This window comes from Sphingomonas sp. BK481 (assembly GCF_014194875.1).
Taxonomy (GTDB): domain Bacteria; phylum Pseudomonadota; class Alphaproteobacteria; order Sphingomonadales; family Sphingomonadaceae; genus Sphingomonas; species Sphingomonas aerolata.
Window position 1 is genome coordinate 52,609 of the sequence record NZ_JACIAP010000013.1, and the last position, 15,155, is coordinate 67,763.

Genomic DNA, 15,155 nt, shown 5'->3' on the forward strand with positions numbered 1-15,155 from the left:
AGTCCATGGTGCCGGGGGAGAGACGAAAGCTCACTCGCCCGGTGCCTCATCCTTGCGGGTCCAGTACCCGATTTCCCCGCCGATCGAGGATGCCAGCGAGCGACGCGCCTCGATCAAAAGGGTGCGCAACTCAGCGCATGTCTCCATGAAGGAGCCGGCGATGCGAGCTATGTCGAGCGAGCTTTCCGGCTGGTTCGCCGCGTTCATTGCGTGGACCGCCTGGTTGATGTTTCGCCCGATCGCGAGAACCTGCTTCCGCACTTTCCCGATCTCGGTTTGCGTCGCCGGCGCGAGACGCAGCAGCGCGGCCCTGTCCCAAAGCTGCCAGCGGATCGTGCGTTTGATCCACTCGTTGCGGGTCAGGCGCATCGGCGCGGCAACGGTATCGATCGCCTCCATCTCACTGCGGTTCAGGCGAACCGTCACCCGGATGTAGTCGTCGGGGTGGCCCCTCCCCTGCACCGGCATGACCGGTACGCTTCGGCTCTCCGGTGTGAGCGCAGCTTCCGTTAGCGCAGCCGTGATCCAGCTACTGCGCGTCTGTCCAGACGCCACAGCGATACGATCGATCTCCGCGGTGAGAACGTCGCTAAGCCGGACCGTAACCTTCATCTTGAAAGCCCCGAGCAGCGGAACCTCATAAACCAATGTCCGACATTGGTGCCATGAGGCATATCCTGCCATCCCTTCCATCTATCCCTCATACACCTTCCGCTCCTTCCTACATCTCGCATCATCTCACAAACGCGGAGCCGGGGCAACGGTCATGCTTCAGCACCCAAAAATTCGGGCGTTAGCTCTTCATTCTACTGTCGATCAAAGACCAAAAGGTGCACCTTCGGCGCGCGCTTTTTGTTTTTGGTTTTTAAGCGATCCCGGTTCAATCGATCAGCCTAGCAATCCAAGTCATCCTCGCACATTATGCGATCGACCCCATCCTCATACCCGGAGACATCACATGGCCCGTACCTCCCCCAAGACAGTCGACATCACCACCATCGAAGCGCGAGAAAAAGCCCTGCGTGAAGAACTTGCAGCGCTCGCTGAACAGAAGAAGGTCGCCGAACTTACCGCTCGCGATGCCGGCCGTCCTGTCCTTCTTGCGGCTCTCGATCGCATCAAAATCCCGTCGATGGAAAAGACTGACGCTCGATCGATCGCCTCAGCTATCTCCACCCATGGCGCCGAGGCTGTCGCTCAACACCTCGCCACAATCCCCACGTCCTGACTCTCACCCCGCCACACCTCTCCCCGCCATCCCGGCGCTCACTAGCTCCATGAGGCCGGTTGACGCCCTTCGTAATCTCGAGGTCGCGGCAGAGCTTATTCCGTCAGGCCCACAGATTGGTGCAGCCGTCGTGGTGTCCCTCCCATCCCTTGCCGATCACGTCGAACGATGGCAGCTTTTGTATCTCTGGGAGTATCTTCAATTCGACGCGTTTGCCGAGCCGCATCGACTGATAGGTGCGCAATAGAACGCCTCTGCCGCGCGTCGTGGCACCGCTCGCGAACTGAAACTGGAGCTGCTCGGCCCCGTGGAATTCGCGTCGCTGGTTGTTGCTCGCGCGTCTCACCGCTTCCCCGCCCCTAGGTAGGTTTCACACCCAGCGAGCCACTGTTCGGGCATCTTGTCGGTCAGCGATCTGGCGCGTCCTTGCGCTTCGCAAGGGCCGACGAAACTCATCCAATAGGCTATGCACATCGGGTCAGAGCGGCTGGTATAACCCATCGCGCATCCAGCACTTTTCCCAACCGTCCCACGCAAGCCAGCCCGATCGCTGCTGGGGTCTGAGTCCCGTCATTCCCCTATCTTAACGGGCAGCAATCGGACGGTTGAGTTCGCCCTGTTATCCCTGCTGTGAGGAGCGCATATGTGCGTCGACCAGCTCTTCGATCACCTGCGCCAGTGGGATGTTTCGGCCGTTCGCGATCGAGTAGATGTACTCAAGCGTGTCGGGCCTGAGCTTCAAGGAAAACGGAACCGAGCGCCCTGCCCCGCGCGTCCGTCTTGGCAACTGCGGCGTCTGGTTCGCGCGTAGCTGTTCAACCTCCGCCATCGGAACAGGCACCGTATCGAATCCTGCGCGAACGGCTGCCGGAGACAGCGCGACGTCTCTCTCTGGGGCTTCGGCTGGGTCGTTGCGGATAGCGCCTAGACCCCCGGTCAGGCTGCGGCGTTGTGGCTTTACCTCGTCGGTCATGCGGCCTTCTCCTGTGCACCTAGGATCGCTGCGCTGATGGCTTCTGCCAGCGCCCGCCCCTCGCTTCTTGCTTTGTCGACCGACGGCACTTCGTCGGTCGGCAGCCGGTCCAGCGTCGTGCTGTACGAGATCAAGCTCTTGTATGCGGACCGCTCGGATAGGACGACATCGCAGACCGGGATGCCTGCCTCCTCGAGCTGCTTTGCGAGAGCGTTGAACTCCCTGCTGCGGAACCCTGTCGGCACTCGGGTCCATAGAACCGCGTGCACGGCTGGCTTTCCGGCGTTGTTCGGAATGTCGTTTACGAGGCCGACCATCTGGATCGCGTCTTCGACGTCAGCGGCCGATGGGTTCGCCGGAATCGCGACGTAATGGGATCGACCGATCGCCATCGACACGACCATATTGGCGCTACCCTCGACGTCGATCAGCACGACGTCGTTATCGAGCTCGGCGTTCCGCACCTCGGTCGCCAACGATGTATGATCGGCCGCTTTCACGGTGATCGTTTCCGGGACCATGCCGCTGGCGGCCCATCGCACGACGCGCCGCTTCGGATCGGCGTCGATGATCCTGACCCGGTAGCCTTGCTCGGCGAACTGGCCCGCCAGGACGATCGCCGTAGTCGATTTTCCGCACCCTCCTTTTGAGGAGGCCAATGTGATTACGGCCATCGGTATTCCCTTTCATGCCTACGCAAGCCTTGGCCGTCCAAGGATGTAGGAGGCTGTCTTTCGGAATACTGATCTTTCTAGGGATTGGCAATCATGTCAATTCCAGTGCCTGGACATGCATGGAATTACATGTAAAGAAAGGGACAGTCATTGATTGCCCTTCCTGCTGCTCCCGGTTCCGCGCTGAGAAACTCGCGCCAGGGCCGGAGCAGCCGAACCCTTGGGTTTCGTCGCTGCCGTGCCGGCGTCGCGTTCCAGGCGTCGGTAGATTGCTTGCCGACTGACTTTGAGCAGGATGGCGATGTCGTTGATCCGGGCAGGGGGATCGGCTTCTAGGTATTCCTTGGCTTTGGCCCACTGTGCATCATCGATGCTCGGTGGTCGCCCGAACCGCGTGCCCGCGCGCTGCGCGGCAGCGATGCCTGCCATCGTCCGCTCGTGGTTCGTGCCGCGCTCGAACTCGGCGAAGGCTCCAAAGATCTGAAAGATCAGGTTTCCCGCAGCGCTGGTTGTGTCGATCACGGATTCCTTGATCGATCGCAAACCGATGCCCTTGGCCTTCATGGCTTCGACGGTTTCGATCAGGTCGAACATCGACCGGCTGAGCCGGTCGAGCTTCCAGACGACGAGGGTGTCTTCGCCAGGTCGAGCGTAGGCGAGGGCCTCGCTCAATTTCGGCTTGAAGACGGCAGCGCCGCTGATACCTTCGTCGGTGAAGATCTTGGTGCAGCCGGCGTGTTCGAGCGCCTCGATCTGGGAGCGGGGCTGCTGGTCATGCGTTGATACGCGAGCATAGCCGATCAGCATTTGTCCGAAACTCCAACGCGATTATTCTACTTTCGGACATTAGATACTTTGTCCGAAAGTCACAAAACAAAATCGCGTTCCGGACGTTTTCGGGGGACGTTGGTTACGGCTAGTTCCGGACAGGAGTTTCGGACACGAAAAACTCGGCTTTTTCCAACAATCGGTTGTCGTGTCCGAAACCGATCGGTTTCGGACACGGATCGGCAATTATGCTGGCGTAGCCATTTTAAGCTTGCGCCGTGGTGCGGGCGCTGGCGGTACAGCAGATCCCGCGTCGACGGCCTTCGGTTTCCGGCCAAGGCCGATTTGCTTTGCCATCGCGCGTCGGGCCTCGCTGTAGGCGGGCGCGACCATCGGATAATCGGGTTTGAGATTGTAGCGGGCGCGGTATTCTTCGGGCGTCAGCCCATTGGTGGTGAGATGCCGGCGAAGGGTGCGGTAGGGTTTGCCGTCGATCATCGAGATGATCTGTTCAGGCGACGCCAGCGACTTCCGCACCGTCGTAGCTGGGGGATACTCGATCTCGGCCTGAGCATCAGATCCAGGTTGATCGCCGGATGGCGTTTCCAGCTTCACAAGGGCGGTGTACATCGCGGTGAGGAAGGCAGGGACGGCATCGGTTTCGGTGCGAGTGTTCGGGTTGGCAAGCCACGCAGCGGTAAGCTCGGCCGCTAGTGCAATCATGTCAGTCTTTTCGTCCATCTTCATTTTCCCATTCGTACTGCTATTCAAGATCTAGACGTGGTGGCGGCTCAAGGCTGCCGCCTTCGAATGCTGTTCTCCCGTTCGGACCAGTCAGGAGCGGAACGTAGCATATGTCGGCTGGTGACCAATTCGGTTCCGGGAAGTCGGTAACACCTAAAGCCAGCGCAATTCCTTTGATAGAAGCATGAAGCCGACCGGCGTCCGCCCAATCATTGGCCTGGAGAGCATCGATCAGGCTGTCCAGAATTGCATCCAGCATCGCCACTAGATCGTCGCCGTCGAAAATCGCGTCGTTCATCGGCGCACTCCGGTAATTTCACGCTCGATGATGCGACGCTCGACTATGCCAATGTGAGCGCTACGTTCCTTGGGAACACCCCGGTCCTTGTTGGAACGGTGATCCACTCTGGCATCGCTGCCAACGGCCTCGAGCCTCGCGTTGAGGATGTTCGCCCATTCGGCGCGCAGCGCAGTCAGCTTTTGTCGTGTGTTCCATTCGCGCGGCTTCTGATCGAACCGACCAGCGTTGATCGGGCGCGTTGGGAAGAGGAGGTAGCCGTGGCAGTGCGTCGGCTCGCCGGCACCGGTTACCTCGATGAGAGTGAGATCGACGGGAAAGCCGGCCGCTGCGATGTTGTCGATGGCGAAACGGCGAAGCACGTCAATCGCGGTAGCTCGATCGAACTCGTCAGGAAGCGAGAGGTCGTATTGGCGGGCGAGCTGCGCGTCCTTCCGGATCTCGGCGAACTCCACAGCGTTCCATAACGCCTCCCGGTCGCCAAATTGCGAAGGTGCGGTGTCAGGTAACAGGATGGTCGAATGGCCGACCGTGCGATCGCCGACGAAGTCGGAAAAGCGGCCCAGGCGCTCGTCGCGAAGGCGGCAGGCGTTTTGCCATGCCGATGCGGCGATGACGCTTCGCCCGACCGAGCGACGGATGATGCGAGCATGAAAATGATAGACGGCCATGGTGCGGGGTCCGAACTGGCGTTTCTATCGACCGAGCATATCGTCTCTAATCGTGCTGGGAAGCGTCGTTCCATCCGAACCGCGCAAGTATCGCCGGGTCCAGCTCGTCGCCCTCTTTCATCGGCTCGACACGCCGGAGCGTGTCGAGCGCGTGTTGCAGGTGGCAAGCGGACTTTTCCTCGCCGCCTTGCTGGTCGAGCAAGGCGAGCGCCATTCCCATGAGCATTTCGGCAGTTTTCAAACTGCGATTATCGTCGGTCATGCATCTTGCCTTGTTGCGTGCCGCGGGGGGTCGCACAGTTAGCTTGCGGATCAAATAACGTTGGGACGGGATCCGTTGTATATCGATGCTCGAGCGGGGAGGGTGAAATGGGCGCGGAACACACGCGGGAGGGGAAATGGCGGCGCATCAATGGCGGTTTGATCCCGGTTGGGATTATCGGTGCCTACTTTGCCGCTCCATCCCTGCGATTTTGCAACCCGCTGCTGCTCCTCTTCGGGGGCCTGTTTCTCGGCTTCGCCGCCAATGTCGGGTATGATCGGCTTGTGGGAGACGAAAAGACGCGATTCAATAGCATTCAGGTGTGGGTCTTCATCCTGCTGGCGGCCGGCTTTCTCGGTGCTGCATGTCTGGAGATCTACCAGCGTGAGCCACGGTGGGACGCTAAATGCGCAGCATTGCAGGCCGAGATGCTGAACGGCACGGCGATGGGCTCGCCGGCCCCGAAGAAGGGCCAGGCGACCGCATCCGAAGCGTTTCAGGCGTTGGGATGTCGGCCGCAACTATAGAGCGTTTCCCACCCGGGCCTGCTATTATGTGGTTCCACCTGTAGGATATCGGCCATGATAGAGCTTGTTGAGCACGAACGAATTGGCGCGAAGCTGAGCGATGACGACAAGGGCGAATTGTTGCGATCGTTCCGAGCGCTCTCCGATAAAGTCCAAGACCTCTATCGACCGATCCGCGACAGTCTCAGCGCCGAAGCTCAGTTAAGCGATCCAGACCTGCTCGGGCTTTGTCGCGCGCGCGATAACCTGATCGCGGCCGAGAACGCGGTGCTGGGCATCCGGGAAGCCCGCAATGCGAAGCAGGCTGCGGACGGCGAGCGGGGAGGGCGGCATGGCGGATGACTACAAGGATCCTGCGACCATGACGGACGACGAGCTGATCGGTGAATGGAATTGCATCGACTGCGACAGCGAGGACACCGTGCGAACCGATGCCTTGGCGGCTGAGCTTGAGAAGCGAAATTTGGACATTTGAGCGGTAATTTCGAGCGGTTGGAAGATCTCCGCATCGGTTCGCTGAACCTCGGTGGCGTGCGGCAACTGCGGACACCGCGGCGTGATCGACGGCGCGAAGCTGTGGCGATGGTCGTCGCTGCATTGTGGGCGGCTGAATCGACAGACCGACTAAATCGCCTGTTCCCATTCTGTTCTCTTCGGCGTTATGAAGGGTCACGAGTTAGGGATTCAGATCATGTTGCTGCCGATCGCGCAGCCGGTCCCGCTTGCCGTGATGGCGCCGGGCTTCCGGCTGAAGCCGATCGGCGTAGCGGGAGCTGGCTTTCCGTCACCCGCCCAGGACTGGGAGGAGGACGCCATAAACCTGGTGGAGCTGCTGCGGCTCAACCGAGCCGCCAGCTTCGTCTTCCGGATCGACGGGAGCAGCATGGTCGACGCCGGCATCGCCGACCGTGATGTCGTCGTCGTCGATCGCGATGTCACGCCGCGCAGCGGCCACATCGTGATCGCCGTGCTGGCTGGCGGTTTTGTCTGCCGCCAGCTCGTTCACCGGGGCGGCGTGCCGTATCTGGAGGCGCGCAACAGCCGGCAGAGTTATCTGGAGCAGATCGCCGACGATCAGACGGAAATTTGGGGCGTCGTGCGCGCAGGCGTCCGCGATTATCAGCGGTAGGCGGGCGGAAATGACCCACGCGATCGTCGACGTCAGCAATTTTTATGTTTCGTCAGAAAGGGTCTTCGACCCGAAATTACGGCGCGTGCCGGTGATCGTGCTGTCGAACAACGACGGCTGCGCGATCGCGCGGAGTGAGGAGGCCAAGGCCCTCCACATAAAAATGGGCGATCCGTTGTTCAAGATCCGCGATGTCATCAAGCGGCATGGGATCGAGGTTCGATCTTCCAATTACGAGCTCTACGCGGACATGAATCGCCGCTTCAATGCGGTGATCGCGGAGCATAGCGACCTGATCGAGATCTACTCGATCGACGAGAGTTTCTACCGTCTACCTGTCCTGCCCAACGGCCTGGGCGATGTGGCGGCCGCGCACAAGCTGCGCGCGGCAATCCTGCGCGAAACCGGCCTTCCGACACGGATTGGGCTTGGTCCGACGCGCGCCTTGTCCAAGGTCGCGAACGCCTTGGCGAAGGCGACCGAGAAGATTTGGGATGGTGTCGTGGATCTCCACGACACCGGGCTGCGCGCGCGCCTGTTTGCCGAGTGGCCGGTGAAGGAGGTTTGGGGGATCGGGAGTGCGCTCGCCGCAAGGTTGCACCCCCTCGGGGTGCGAACCGCGGCCGAGCTGGTAGCGCTGCCACCTGCCGTGGCGCGCGATGTCGGGACGGTCGTGCTCGAGCGCCTGGTGCGCGAGTTGAACGGCGTCGAGTGCGACGGCTTCAAGCCCGAGCCGGAGGCGAGCAAGGCGACGGCGGTGACGCGCCAGTTCGGCGCACCCGTCACGGACCTCGACGAGCTTCGCGAGGCGATGGTGCGGCGCGCGGTGCGCGCGGCCGAGAAGATCCGCCATCAAGGGCTGGCGGCGACGCGTCTGATCGTGTTTGCGCATGGGTCGCGGTATCGGCCGAACCCGCCTTCGGCGAGCCGTCAGACCCGCCTCACACCGCCCAGCAACGACCCGCGCATCATCGCCGGCCTGGCCGGCAAGATGATGGAGGCGATGTATCAGCCGGGGGTGTTTATACGAAGTGCGGCGTCCTGCTCGAAGAGCTGGTGCCGGAAGGCGCGGGGCAGGGGGACTTTTTCGCTGTTGCTGATCCGCGTGCGCCGGGGCTGCTGGCGGCGATGGATGGCCTCAACGATCGGTTCGGACGCGGGACCGTCGGGATTGCTGCGCAGGGGTTCGGCACGCGCGCGTTCGATACGAAGCGAAGCCAGAAGAGCCCGGCGTGGACGACGCGGTTGGCGGAGATTCCGGTCGCCCGTTAGGTCTGCGCAGAGCGAGACAAAAAAAGGGAGAGGCCGGAGCCCCTCCCTTTGCGCGTCAGTGGGTCAATTTAAGGAGTGAGGGCGCGAGTCCCATGATGGTGATCAACACGCCAATGAAGCCGAGCAGCCACGTTATAGCCTTGAGTTGCGCCTCAACGCCGGTGATCTTGGCTTCCAGTCCTGCGTTCGCTTCCTTGATCTTCACCGCCAGATACTCCTCAAATGCGTCTACAACCTCTGTGGCCTGATCGTCCGTCATACTAACGGACTTCAGAGCCTTGAACAATGTGATGTGCATTCCGTTCTCCTTCTCGTTGATTGGAGTGGCAAATACGGCATGGGCTCCGGCGCTGGCTGTCAGGGACCGCGTAGCGGCCGCGAAGCGGGGAGTGGGGGAGCCGATTTGCGTAGCAAATTGGGGGGACCGCTCATCCTTGATAGGCAGCGCGCACCCATGCCAAACTTCCACATTCAATAGAGAGAAAAATACCCCCCAACCGTGCCGCTTGGATGATCGGTGTAACCGATCTGCCGGCAACGCCGGCATTGGGCGGCCCGAAGGCCGCCCCGGTCACGGGCTTAGCCGGGATCGTCACGCTTCGCCTTGGCGGCGTTGACCAGGGCGACGATCTCGGGCTCGAAGAATAGCTCTCCGCGCTCGATGACCTCAAGACCGGGACCGTCGAGGACGTCGCGGATGCGATCGGCGACGATCTGATCCAGTTCGGCTGAGAGCGCGTCGACGTCGTACTGTGCGGAGAAGGGGGCGACCTTCGGCCAGTTGGTCTGGGCGGCGAAGCTGGCCTTCTCGGCGAGAGAGTCCTTCAGCGCCTTGATTGCGGCGTTGCCCAAGGCGCGCTCGAAAGCGATCTGGGCGAAGAGGCGGTGCGACATAATCATCTCCTTCATGCCATCATTGGCGGCACAGGCAGGAGGTTCGGCGATGCCGGGTCACAGGACCGCGCAAGCGGCCGCGCCAGCGGGGCGTGGGGGAGCCGATTTGCGCAGCAAATTGGGGGACCGCGCATCCTTGAGGCGGCGGGAGCCGGACCTCATGCTAGGAGTGCAGCAGGTGGATAATACACAAGGGGTTTGGCTCACGTCAGGGATCGTTCCTTAACGGCGATCTTGGCAAGACGTTTGTTTGCGCAAGTGAACGGACCAATTGTGGTGGCGGACCATCCCCCTTTCGGGAAGCAAATAGATATAGCCAATCGTTGCGCGGCGTCGCCGTTTTACCGGATCAGCGGTGTATCAGGAATGTCGGAGTTTGGCGGAAAGCGGCTTGGCAAATTCGGCGAAGGTATAAAGTGGGTTAGCTCGCCGGCCCTTCCTCGCGAATACAGGTAAAGCCATCCATCGGGTTTCTCGAAACCTGCTTCTGTGCGGTACATCGCCGCAGGTTTCCGAACATGGATACGGCCAACGAACGCAGGCCCGTGGCCGCTTCGTTGTAATACGGCGTGGCAGCCAAGAACTCACCTTTGTAGGAGGCGATCTGGGACGATGTCAGGCGACTGCACTTTACAAGTGTCGCGACAATCCCCTTCTCACTATTATGCCAGCTGGCATCGGAACCGGGCTTAGCCTGATAAGCAGTATAATCGCCGAGGCTGCAAGAGTCTGGCATCTTCAAAGAGATTGGAAAGGAAAATGTCCTGATGAGCTCCCTCCCATTATCCTCATAGGTGATCGTTAGTTGGCCATCCGCAGAGGGCCAACTCAATCGAGCTATCGCCCTACAGGGTGCATAATGCAAAACAGCCACGGGTGGATCACGCGCGATACAGTCTTCGCGTTCCAATTTAAATGGGCCATGCGCAGCAACGGGGGTCTTTTGCAGATCACGAAGAACGTAATCTTGAGCGATGAAGGCGAGCAAGGCGAACACCAATCGAGGCTATCTGCAAAAACGACCGTCTGCAATCGGGATGCCCAATTTCACTCGCGAACGGCGGAAGTTGGGCGCAAGCAGCCGTGGCATGAACCACGCAGCAGGCATAGCCGACGGGATCCGATCTGATATTTGGCGGAAGTCGTTCTCCTGCGTGGGCTGGGTCAATGCCGGGCACAAGGTTCGTTCCGAGGTCGAATGCATCGCCTCACGATGGGTGTCCGTGGCAGGCGCTGCCTCAATGTCACTGCCGCGCGGGTCGAGGCCGCAACGATCGCTACGAGGTCAACTCCGGCGCGCGTCCCGGCAAGGACGCCTCCCGTTGGGGAGCCTGAGCGAGGAAGGTGCCTATCCGGCAGCTCTCCACTCGAATTCGGTGCCATCCGTCCAGATGGCGTGCATCATCACCGCGAGCTTGCGCGCAACCGCAACCTGAGCCTTCTTCATCCCGCTGCGCTCTTTCAGCCGCAATCCCCATTCCCGCAATGGCGTAGGCTTGGTGACACGGGTGAGTATGACGGTCGCCGCCTCGAACAGATAGGCTCGCGTCATGCTATCGCCGGTTTTCGTAATCCGCCCGCTCCAATCGACTTCGCCGGACTGATGCGTCCGAGGCGTTAGGCCAAGGTACGGGCCAACATCGTCGGAACGCTTGAACCGCGCAGGATCTTCGATGGTCGAGTAGAAAGCGAGCGCCGAGAGGTACCCAACGCCGGGAACGGTCATGAGCCGCGATAACGTAGCATTCCCACGTATCACGGCTTGTAGCTGTCGTTCATACGTCCGTATCTGTTCTGCGACAGTTTCAAGAACGACCAGGATGGGAGCCGCAAAAGCCGCGTAGGCTGGATCGAGCTCCATGGCCGCAACGGCCCGACCTTTGAAAGTCTTGCCTGCGGTTTTCGTGATGATGAGCCCGAAGCGTTTGACCGCTCCGCGCAATGTATTCTCGAGCGTTCTCCGGGTCACCATCAGCATACGGCGAGCGAGGAGGAGGCTACGGATAGCCTGCGCCGATGCACCGCGCACCCACGCCTCCTTATACCAGCCCACCCGAACGAGTTCGGCCAAACCTTTGGCATCATTGCGGTCGGTTTTGTTCTGCCTAGCGGACAGAACCTTGTGCGCATGACGGGTTTCGATGCACACCACTGGCAGATTGGCTGCTTCCATCGCACGGAAAAGAAGCGCCGAGGTCTGGCCAGTCTCGATCGCAACCCGTTCGGCATCGTCCGCGTGCCTTTGGATGCATGCAACCAGCTCATTGGGCAAGCTTCGTACCTTGCCTTCATAGCGGACTTTGCCGTCAGCGCCCAATACGCACACACTGGTTTCCGCCAGCGACACATCAAGGCCTACATAACTCGTCATGGGGTTCTCCGACACTTGCAGTGGCGGCAGCGCCACCTGGCGATGATGCATCAGGCGGGCGGTCGCTGTTACCCCATGTCACCCGAATGGGCCGAGACCCGAAGGGGCTCGGTGGAGCGCAAGCGGAATAGAGCCCGGCCCCGCCTGGAGGGCGGGGAGACGCCCGCATGGTAGGATTTTTGGTCTGTCCGGTTCATACCAAGACACCACAAATGCGCGGGGTGAAGGTGGACGAACCCGATCTTGAAGGAGCGGTGTTGCGCGAAGTCGAAACAGGCTTGTTGCAACTGCACGAGCGCAGTTCATCACTAAGCGGGCTCGTCGACACGCCGGAATTGACGTTCGATCATGCGGCTGTGGCGTCGCGCGAGCTGATCGTGGATGTCGGTGAGATTTCCCGCCACAACATGCTTTTGGTCGAGGAGATGATCGCAGCGGTCCGCACGCTGCAACGGGCACATGCGCGCAGAGTCATTCCGCGTCCCAAGGCGTCGCAGCGCTACCGGGTGACGCTACCGCAGCTCCTCGTTCTGGGTATCGCCGCGTTGGTCGGAATCGGTTTCGCCGCTTTCCTGATCGGATATGTGCAGGGATTCCCCGAGGGCTGCGCGCGCGGGATCCGCGAGGTGCTGGCGCATCGAGCGGTGTGAGACATGACGAGAGCGGGGCGGCAGCGCCGCCCCGTCTCGGTCACTCTTCCCAGAGCGGCTTGAGCTTGCGGGTCCGCTTGCGCGCGGGCCGGGGTGCCCCGGGCATCCCGTTGATCGCGATCTCCGCTTGGATGCTGGCCAGTTCCGCGAGCCATGTTTGGGTGCGTGCGGTTTGAATGTTCATCTGATCCTCCTTCTGTTCGCTTGAGACAGAGGCGGGCTGACGATCGGGCGGGGTCGGGGTCAGGGACCGCGAAGCGGCCGCGTAGCGGGGCGTGGGGGTGCCGATTTTGTCGTGGTCGTAGTGAAGCGCAGCGAAAACGGAGGCCGCGTCAAAATTGGGGGCACCGCGCATCCTTGACGCCGGCCCCGCCCGGTCGTCACGATGGAACGGCGTCGACGACAGAGCCTTTCCGACGGTGGTGGGACATGGGAGGCCGCCACACAGCGCCCTCCTTCTGCCTCCGCGCCATCAATGGGGCTGGACGGTCTGCGATGAGAGGATCGCATTGGTCAGCGCGTTGCTGTCGATCTCACCGGCGATGTAGCGGGCATTGAGCTGCTCGATCTCGTCGGAGAGGATGCCACCTTCGTGACGGACGTTACCGCGGGCGAAGTCCACCTCGCGGTGACGGCGTGCGCGCTCGGCTGCGCTGATCTGGCTGGTCGTTTCGATGGTCATGATGTGATCCTTGTCGTAGAGGGAGGGAAAGCCCCGACGGCGAAGCGTCGGGGCGGTCTGCGTCATCGTTCGTCGACGCGCATGATGGTGAGGACGCGCGTGGTCTGGAACGGATCGGCCGGATCCTCGGAGCCTCCCATCAGGTCGAGGTCGTAGTAATCGATCTTCCAGTAGCAGGCGGTCTCCTCGAACTCGAACCGGCCCATGTCGCGCTCGCCGTGCGGGTTGATGGCGTCATCGAAGCGGTCGTAGTCGCGCACGGTCCGGATCAGCTCGGCGCGTTTGCGGAACCCACGGAAGAGGCTGACGTCCCCGATCAGGTCGGCGATTCCGCTCGTCATCACGATGCGGTTCTTGCCTGGTGCGGTGATATGTTGGCGGAGCCAGTCGTTGAGCCGCGCGATCTCGGCGGGCTCGCCCTTCCGGCGCTCGGATGTGGAGGTCTGGTCGGCCATCTCGGTCTCCTTGTCTGACCCCGCCAATCGGGGCCTTCGACAGGCGACAGGACCGCCGAGGCATAGCTGGCTCGCGCACCCGTAGGGTCGAAACGCAGTGGAGAAGTCCGCTCGGCGGACTTGCGCGTGAAAGCGCCTCGGCGAGGACGTAGGAGCCCGAAAGGCCCCTCGGGTGGCGGCGAGTTGGAGACCGGCCGATCCCAAACCGCTGGACGATGCCGGGCCGGGAGGACTATCGTCGCGGCCATGGAAACCTCTGCCAACATCGTCGCTCTCTGGCCCCGCTGGATGGAGAACGCCGGCATGATGTTGCGTATGAAGGCCCTGGTTCGCTCGCGCTGCTGCCAGTGCGGGACGTTGATGCGCGTCGAGATGGAAGATGTCGTCGCCCGTCACGGCGCGAACTATTCGCTGGTTGATAAGCTGGAGCGCTGTCGGATGGTCGAGTGCTACGGTTCGACCTTCTATCTGGCGTCACGGACCTATGGCGGGAAGTGGACAACGCTGTTGCGCGAACCCAGGCTGCTCGAAGCATTCGAGGAGCTGCCGCCCGTCAGGACGGCGTGGAGTTGATCGCCGGCAACATGACGCGGTGAGCAAAAAAAGGGGGCCGAAGCCCCCTTTGCCTTAGTGCCGCAGGATCGACACCAGCGTTCCGATCGCGGTCAGGGCCACGATGGTAAAGCCGACGATGCTGATGACCCAGGTTTGGGTCTTCATGTGCGTCTCGAGCGACCGTTGCAGGCCGTCGATTTTCTCCTGAAGCGGCTTTGTCGCGTCTCCAACCATGTCGTCGATATACTCCTCGATGCTGGCTACCACCAGCTTTGCCTGATCGTCTGAGACGTTGATGGATTTGAGTGTTTGATACAGATCAACCTGCATAGCGTTCTCCCGTTAGTTGCACGAATTTGTGCGGGAGTACCGGGACATGGGCTCCGGGCGATCGGGTCAGGGACCGCGAAGCGGCCGCGCCAGCGGGGCGTGGGGGAGCCGATTTGCGCAGCAAATTGGGGGAACCGCGCATCCTTGAGGCGATCGCCGCACCCATGTCATACTACCACGACACGAATGAGCAGTTCTCCCACAGGTGCCGCAGCCGCGCGTAGCGCGGGGACGAGGCGGGCTCGATGCCCGGCTTGCCCCCTCTCTTTTGCGCTGAAAGCGCGGGGGTGGGACGGGCTCGATGCCCGTCCTGGCCCTGACCTGTTTGCGCCTGACGAAGGCGCGGGGGCCTTTCGGCCCCCATCTGGTCAGGCGTAGGGGTCGTACTCGTTCACGACGACGACCGAGCTGTCGTGATCTTCGGCGGTGATGACGGCGTATTGTGTGCCGATGGCGATGACCATGGTTGCCACCATCAGGGTTTTTGCGAGGCTCATGGCGTTTTTGCGGGCGATCCAGATATCGTTGAACATGTCCGAGGCTCCTGTGAAGCCGGCGGGGTTCATCCCCGCTCGACAGGCGCCCGACAGGGACGGGGAGGGGCCGCGATCACTTTTTTTCGGTACGAAAAAAAGCCGTAGCGAAGCGCCCGGACCCCTTGCGGGTTGATCG

At 61.4% G+C, this 15,155-nt stretch carries 25 protein-coding genes and 1 pseudogene; 8 read left to right on the forward strand and 18 right to left on the reverse strand.

All coding sequences use genetic code 11. The features are described from left to right. Window positions 1-30 precede the first annotated feature (30 nt). Complete coding sequence (locus FHY04_RS18945) at window positions 31-612, reverse strand: hypothetical protein (RefSeq protein WP_029625562.1); 582 nt, start codon at window positions 610-612, stop codon at window positions 31-33. A gap of 346 nt (window positions 613-958) precedes the next feature. Between FHY04_RS18945 and FHY04_RS18950 the strand changes: the two genes are divergently transcribed. Then, window positions 959-1,228, forward strand: coding sequence for a hypothetical protein (locus FHY04_RS18950; RefSeq protein ID WP_183937437.1), 270 nt, complete (start codon window positions 959-961; stop codon window positions 1,226-1,228). Between the two features lie 103 nt (window positions 1,229-1,331). On the opposite strand, the gene FHY04_RS18955 is transcribed toward FHY04_RS18950, so the two are convergent. From FHY04_RS18955 to FHY04_RS18990, 8 genes are all read right to left on the reverse strand, one after another. Then, window positions 1,332-1,574, reverse strand: coding sequence for a hypothetical protein (locus tag FHY04_RS18955; protein WP_183937438.1), 243 nt, complete (start codon window positions 1,572-1,574; stop codon window positions 1,332-1,334). A 273-nt stretch (window positions 1,575-1,847) separates the two neighbouring features. Continuing rightward, entirely contained in the window at window positions 1,848-2,201 is a 354-nt protein-coding gene (locus tag FHY04_RS18960; RefSeq protein WP_183937439.1) for a hypothetical protein, read from the reverse strand. Further along, window positions 2,198-2,875, reverse strand: coding sequence for a ParA family protein (locus FHY04_RS18965; RefSeq protein WP_183937440.1), 678 nt, complete (start codon window positions 2,873-2,875; stop codon window positions 2,198-2,200). Before FHY04_RS18965 ends, FHY04_RS18960 begins: the two co-directional genes overlap by 4 nt. 147 nt (window positions 2,876-3,022) lie before the next feature. Beyond that, on the reverse strand, window positions 3,023-3,682 hold the full coding sequence (locus FHY04_RS18970; protein WP_183937441.1) for a recombinase family protein: 660 nt from the start codon (window positions 3,680-3,682) through the stop codon (window positions 3,023-3,025). Window positions 3,683-3,889: 207 nt separating this feature from the next. Continuing rightward, window positions 3,890-4,390 carry a MucR family transcriptional regulator gene (locus FHY04_RS18975; RefSeq protein ID WP_183937442.1) on the reverse strand — a complete coding sequence of 167 codons (501 nt, stop codon included), beginning with the start codon at window positions 4,388-4,390 and terminating at the stop codon, window positions 3,890-3,892. Between the two features lie 16 nt (window positions 4,391-4,406). Beyond that, window positions 4,407-4,685: a hypothetical protein gene (locus FHY04_RS18980; RefSeq protein ID WP_183937443.1), complete on the reverse strand. Its 279-nt coding sequence runs from the start codon at window positions 4,683-4,685 to the stop codon at window positions 4,407-4,409. Next, the gene (locus FHY04_RS18985; RefSeq protein ID WP_183937444.1) at window positions 4,682-5,356 is read right to left on the reverse strand and encodes a MobA/MobL family protein; all 675 of its coding nucleotides are present in this window, start codon (window positions 5,354-5,356) and stop codon (window positions 4,682-4,684) included. The genes FHY04_RS18980 and FHY04_RS18985 overlap by 4 nt, the downstream gene beginning before the upstream one ends. Window positions 5,357-5,402: 46 nt before the next feature. Further along, window positions 5,403-5,618, reverse strand: a complete 216-nt coding sequence (locus FHY04_RS18990) for a hypothetical protein (protein WP_183937445.1) — start codon at window positions 5,616-5,618, stop codon at window positions 5,403-5,405. Between the two features lie 107 nt (window positions 5,619-5,725). Here FHY04_RS18990 and FHY04_RS18995 point away from each other — a divergent pair, with 107 nt between their 5' ends. From FHY04_RS18995 to FHY04_RS19015, 5 genes and pseudogenes are all read left to right on the forward strand, one after another. Beyond that, window positions 5,726-6,145 carry a hypothetical protein gene (locus FHY04_RS18995; protein ID WP_183937446.1) on the forward strand — a complete coding sequence of 140 codons (420 nt, stop codon included), beginning with the start codon at window positions 5,726-5,728 and terminating at the stop codon, window positions 6,143-6,145. A gap of 54 nt (window positions 6,146-6,199) precedes the next feature. Then, complete coding sequence (locus FHY04_RS19000) at window positions 6,200-6,487, forward strand: hypothetical protein (protein ID WP_183937447.1); 288 nt, start codon at window positions 6,200-6,202, stop codon at window positions 6,485-6,487. Continuing rightward, window positions 6,477-6,620, forward strand: coding sequence for a hypothetical protein (locus tag FHY04_RS19005; protein WP_183937448.1), 144 nt, complete (start codon window positions 6,477-6,479; stop codon window positions 6,618-6,620). Before FHY04_RS19000 ends, FHY04_RS19005 begins: the two co-directional genes overlap by 11 nt. Window positions 6,621-6,836: 216 nt before the next feature. After that, on the forward strand, window positions 6,837-7,274 hold the full coding sequence (locus FHY04_RS19010; RefSeq protein WP_183937449.1) for a LexA family transcriptional regulator: 438 nt from the start codon (window positions 6,837-6,839) through the stop codon (window positions 7,272-7,274). 10 nt (window positions 7,275-7,284) lie between these two features. Beyond that, window positions 7,285-8,546, forward strand: a pseudogene (locus FHY04_RS19015) (Y-family DNA polymerase). Between the two features lie 55 nt (window positions 8,547-8,601). On the opposite strand, the gene FHY04_RS19020 reads toward FHY04_RS19015, so the two are convergent. The 4 genes from FHY04_RS19020 to FHY04_RS19035 all read right to left on the reverse strand — a co-directional run bounded on the left by FHY04_RS19020 (window position 8,602) and on the right by FHY04_RS19035 (window position 11,862). Further along, a complete protein-coding gene (locus tag FHY04_RS19020; RefSeq protein ID WP_183937450.1) occupies window positions 8,602-8,844 on the reverse strand; it encodes a hypothetical protein in 243 nt (80 codons plus the stop codon). 281 nt (window positions 8,845-9,125) lie between these two features. Further along, a complete protein-coding gene (locus tag FHY04_RS19025) occupies window positions 9,126-9,455 on the reverse strand; it encodes a hypothetical protein (protein ID WP_260171650.1) in 330 nt (109 codons plus the stop codon). Between the two features lie 406 nt (window positions 9,456-9,861). Then, the gene (locus FHY04_RS19030; RefSeq protein ID WP_183937452.1) at window positions 9,862-10,437 is read right to left on the reverse strand and encodes a hypothetical protein; all 576 of its coding nucleotides are present in this window, start codon (window positions 10,435-10,437) and stop codon (window positions 9,862-9,864) included. Between the two features lie 351 nt (window positions 10,438-10,788). After that, complete coding sequence (locus tag FHY04_RS19035; RefSeq protein ID WP_221211888.1) at window positions 10,789-11,862, reverse strand: IS110 family transposase; 1,074 nt, start codon at window positions 11,860-11,862, stop codon at window positions 10,789-10,791. 116 nt (window positions 11,863-11,978) lie between these two features. Between FHY04_RS19035 and FHY04_RS19040 the strand changes: the two genes are divergently transcribed. Next, window positions 11,979-12,461, forward strand: a complete 483-nt coding sequence (locus FHY04_RS19040; protein WP_260171651.1) for a hypothetical protein — start codon at window positions 11,979-11,981, stop codon at window positions 12,459-12,461. 40 nt (window positions 12,462-12,501) lie between these two features. Here FHY04_RS19040 and FHY04_RS19045 read toward each other — a convergent pair whose 3' ends face one another. The 3 genes from FHY04_RS19045 to FHY04_RS19055 form a co-directional block, all read right to left on the reverse strand. After that, entirely contained in the window at window positions 12,502-12,645 is a 144-nt protein-coding gene (locus tag FHY04_RS19045) for a hypothetical protein (protein WP_183937453.1), read from the reverse strand. 288 nt (window positions 12,646-12,933) lie between these two features. Beyond that, on the reverse strand, window positions 12,934-13,143 hold the full coding sequence (locus tag FHY04_RS19050) for an antitoxin VbhA family protein (protein ID WP_183937454.1): 210 nt from the start codon (window positions 13,141-13,143) through the stop codon (window positions 12,934-12,936). Between the two features lie 62 nt (window positions 13,144-13,205). Next, a complete protein-coding gene (locus FHY04_RS19055; protein WP_183937455.1) occupies window positions 13,206-13,598 on the reverse strand; it encodes a DUF3768 domain-containing protein in 393 nt (130 codons plus the stop codon). A 246-nt stretch (window positions 13,599-13,844) separates the two neighbouring features. On the opposite strand from FHY04_RS19055, the gene FHY04_RS19060 reads away from it, so the two are divergent. Further along, window positions 13,845-14,171: a hypothetical protein gene (locus FHY04_RS19060; RefSeq protein ID WP_183937456.1), complete on the forward strand. Its 327-nt coding sequence runs from the start codon at window positions 13,845-13,847 to the stop codon at window positions 14,169-14,171. A gap of 54 nt (window positions 14,172-14,225) precedes the next feature. On the opposite strand, the gene FHY04_RS19065 is transcribed toward FHY04_RS19060, so the two are convergent. Further along, on the reverse strand, window positions 14,226-14,483 hold the full coding sequence (locus tag FHY04_RS19065; protein WP_183937457.1) for a hypothetical protein: 258 nt from the start codon (window positions 14,481-14,483) through the stop codon (window positions 14,226-14,228). 368 nt (window positions 14,484-14,851) lie between these two features. Continuing rightward, complete coding sequence (locus FHY04_RS19070; protein ID WP_183937458.1) at window positions 14,852-15,016, reverse strand: hypothetical protein; 165 nt, start codon at window positions 15,014-15,016, stop codon at window positions 14,852-14,854. Window positions 15,017-15,155 lie beyond the last annotated feature (139 nt).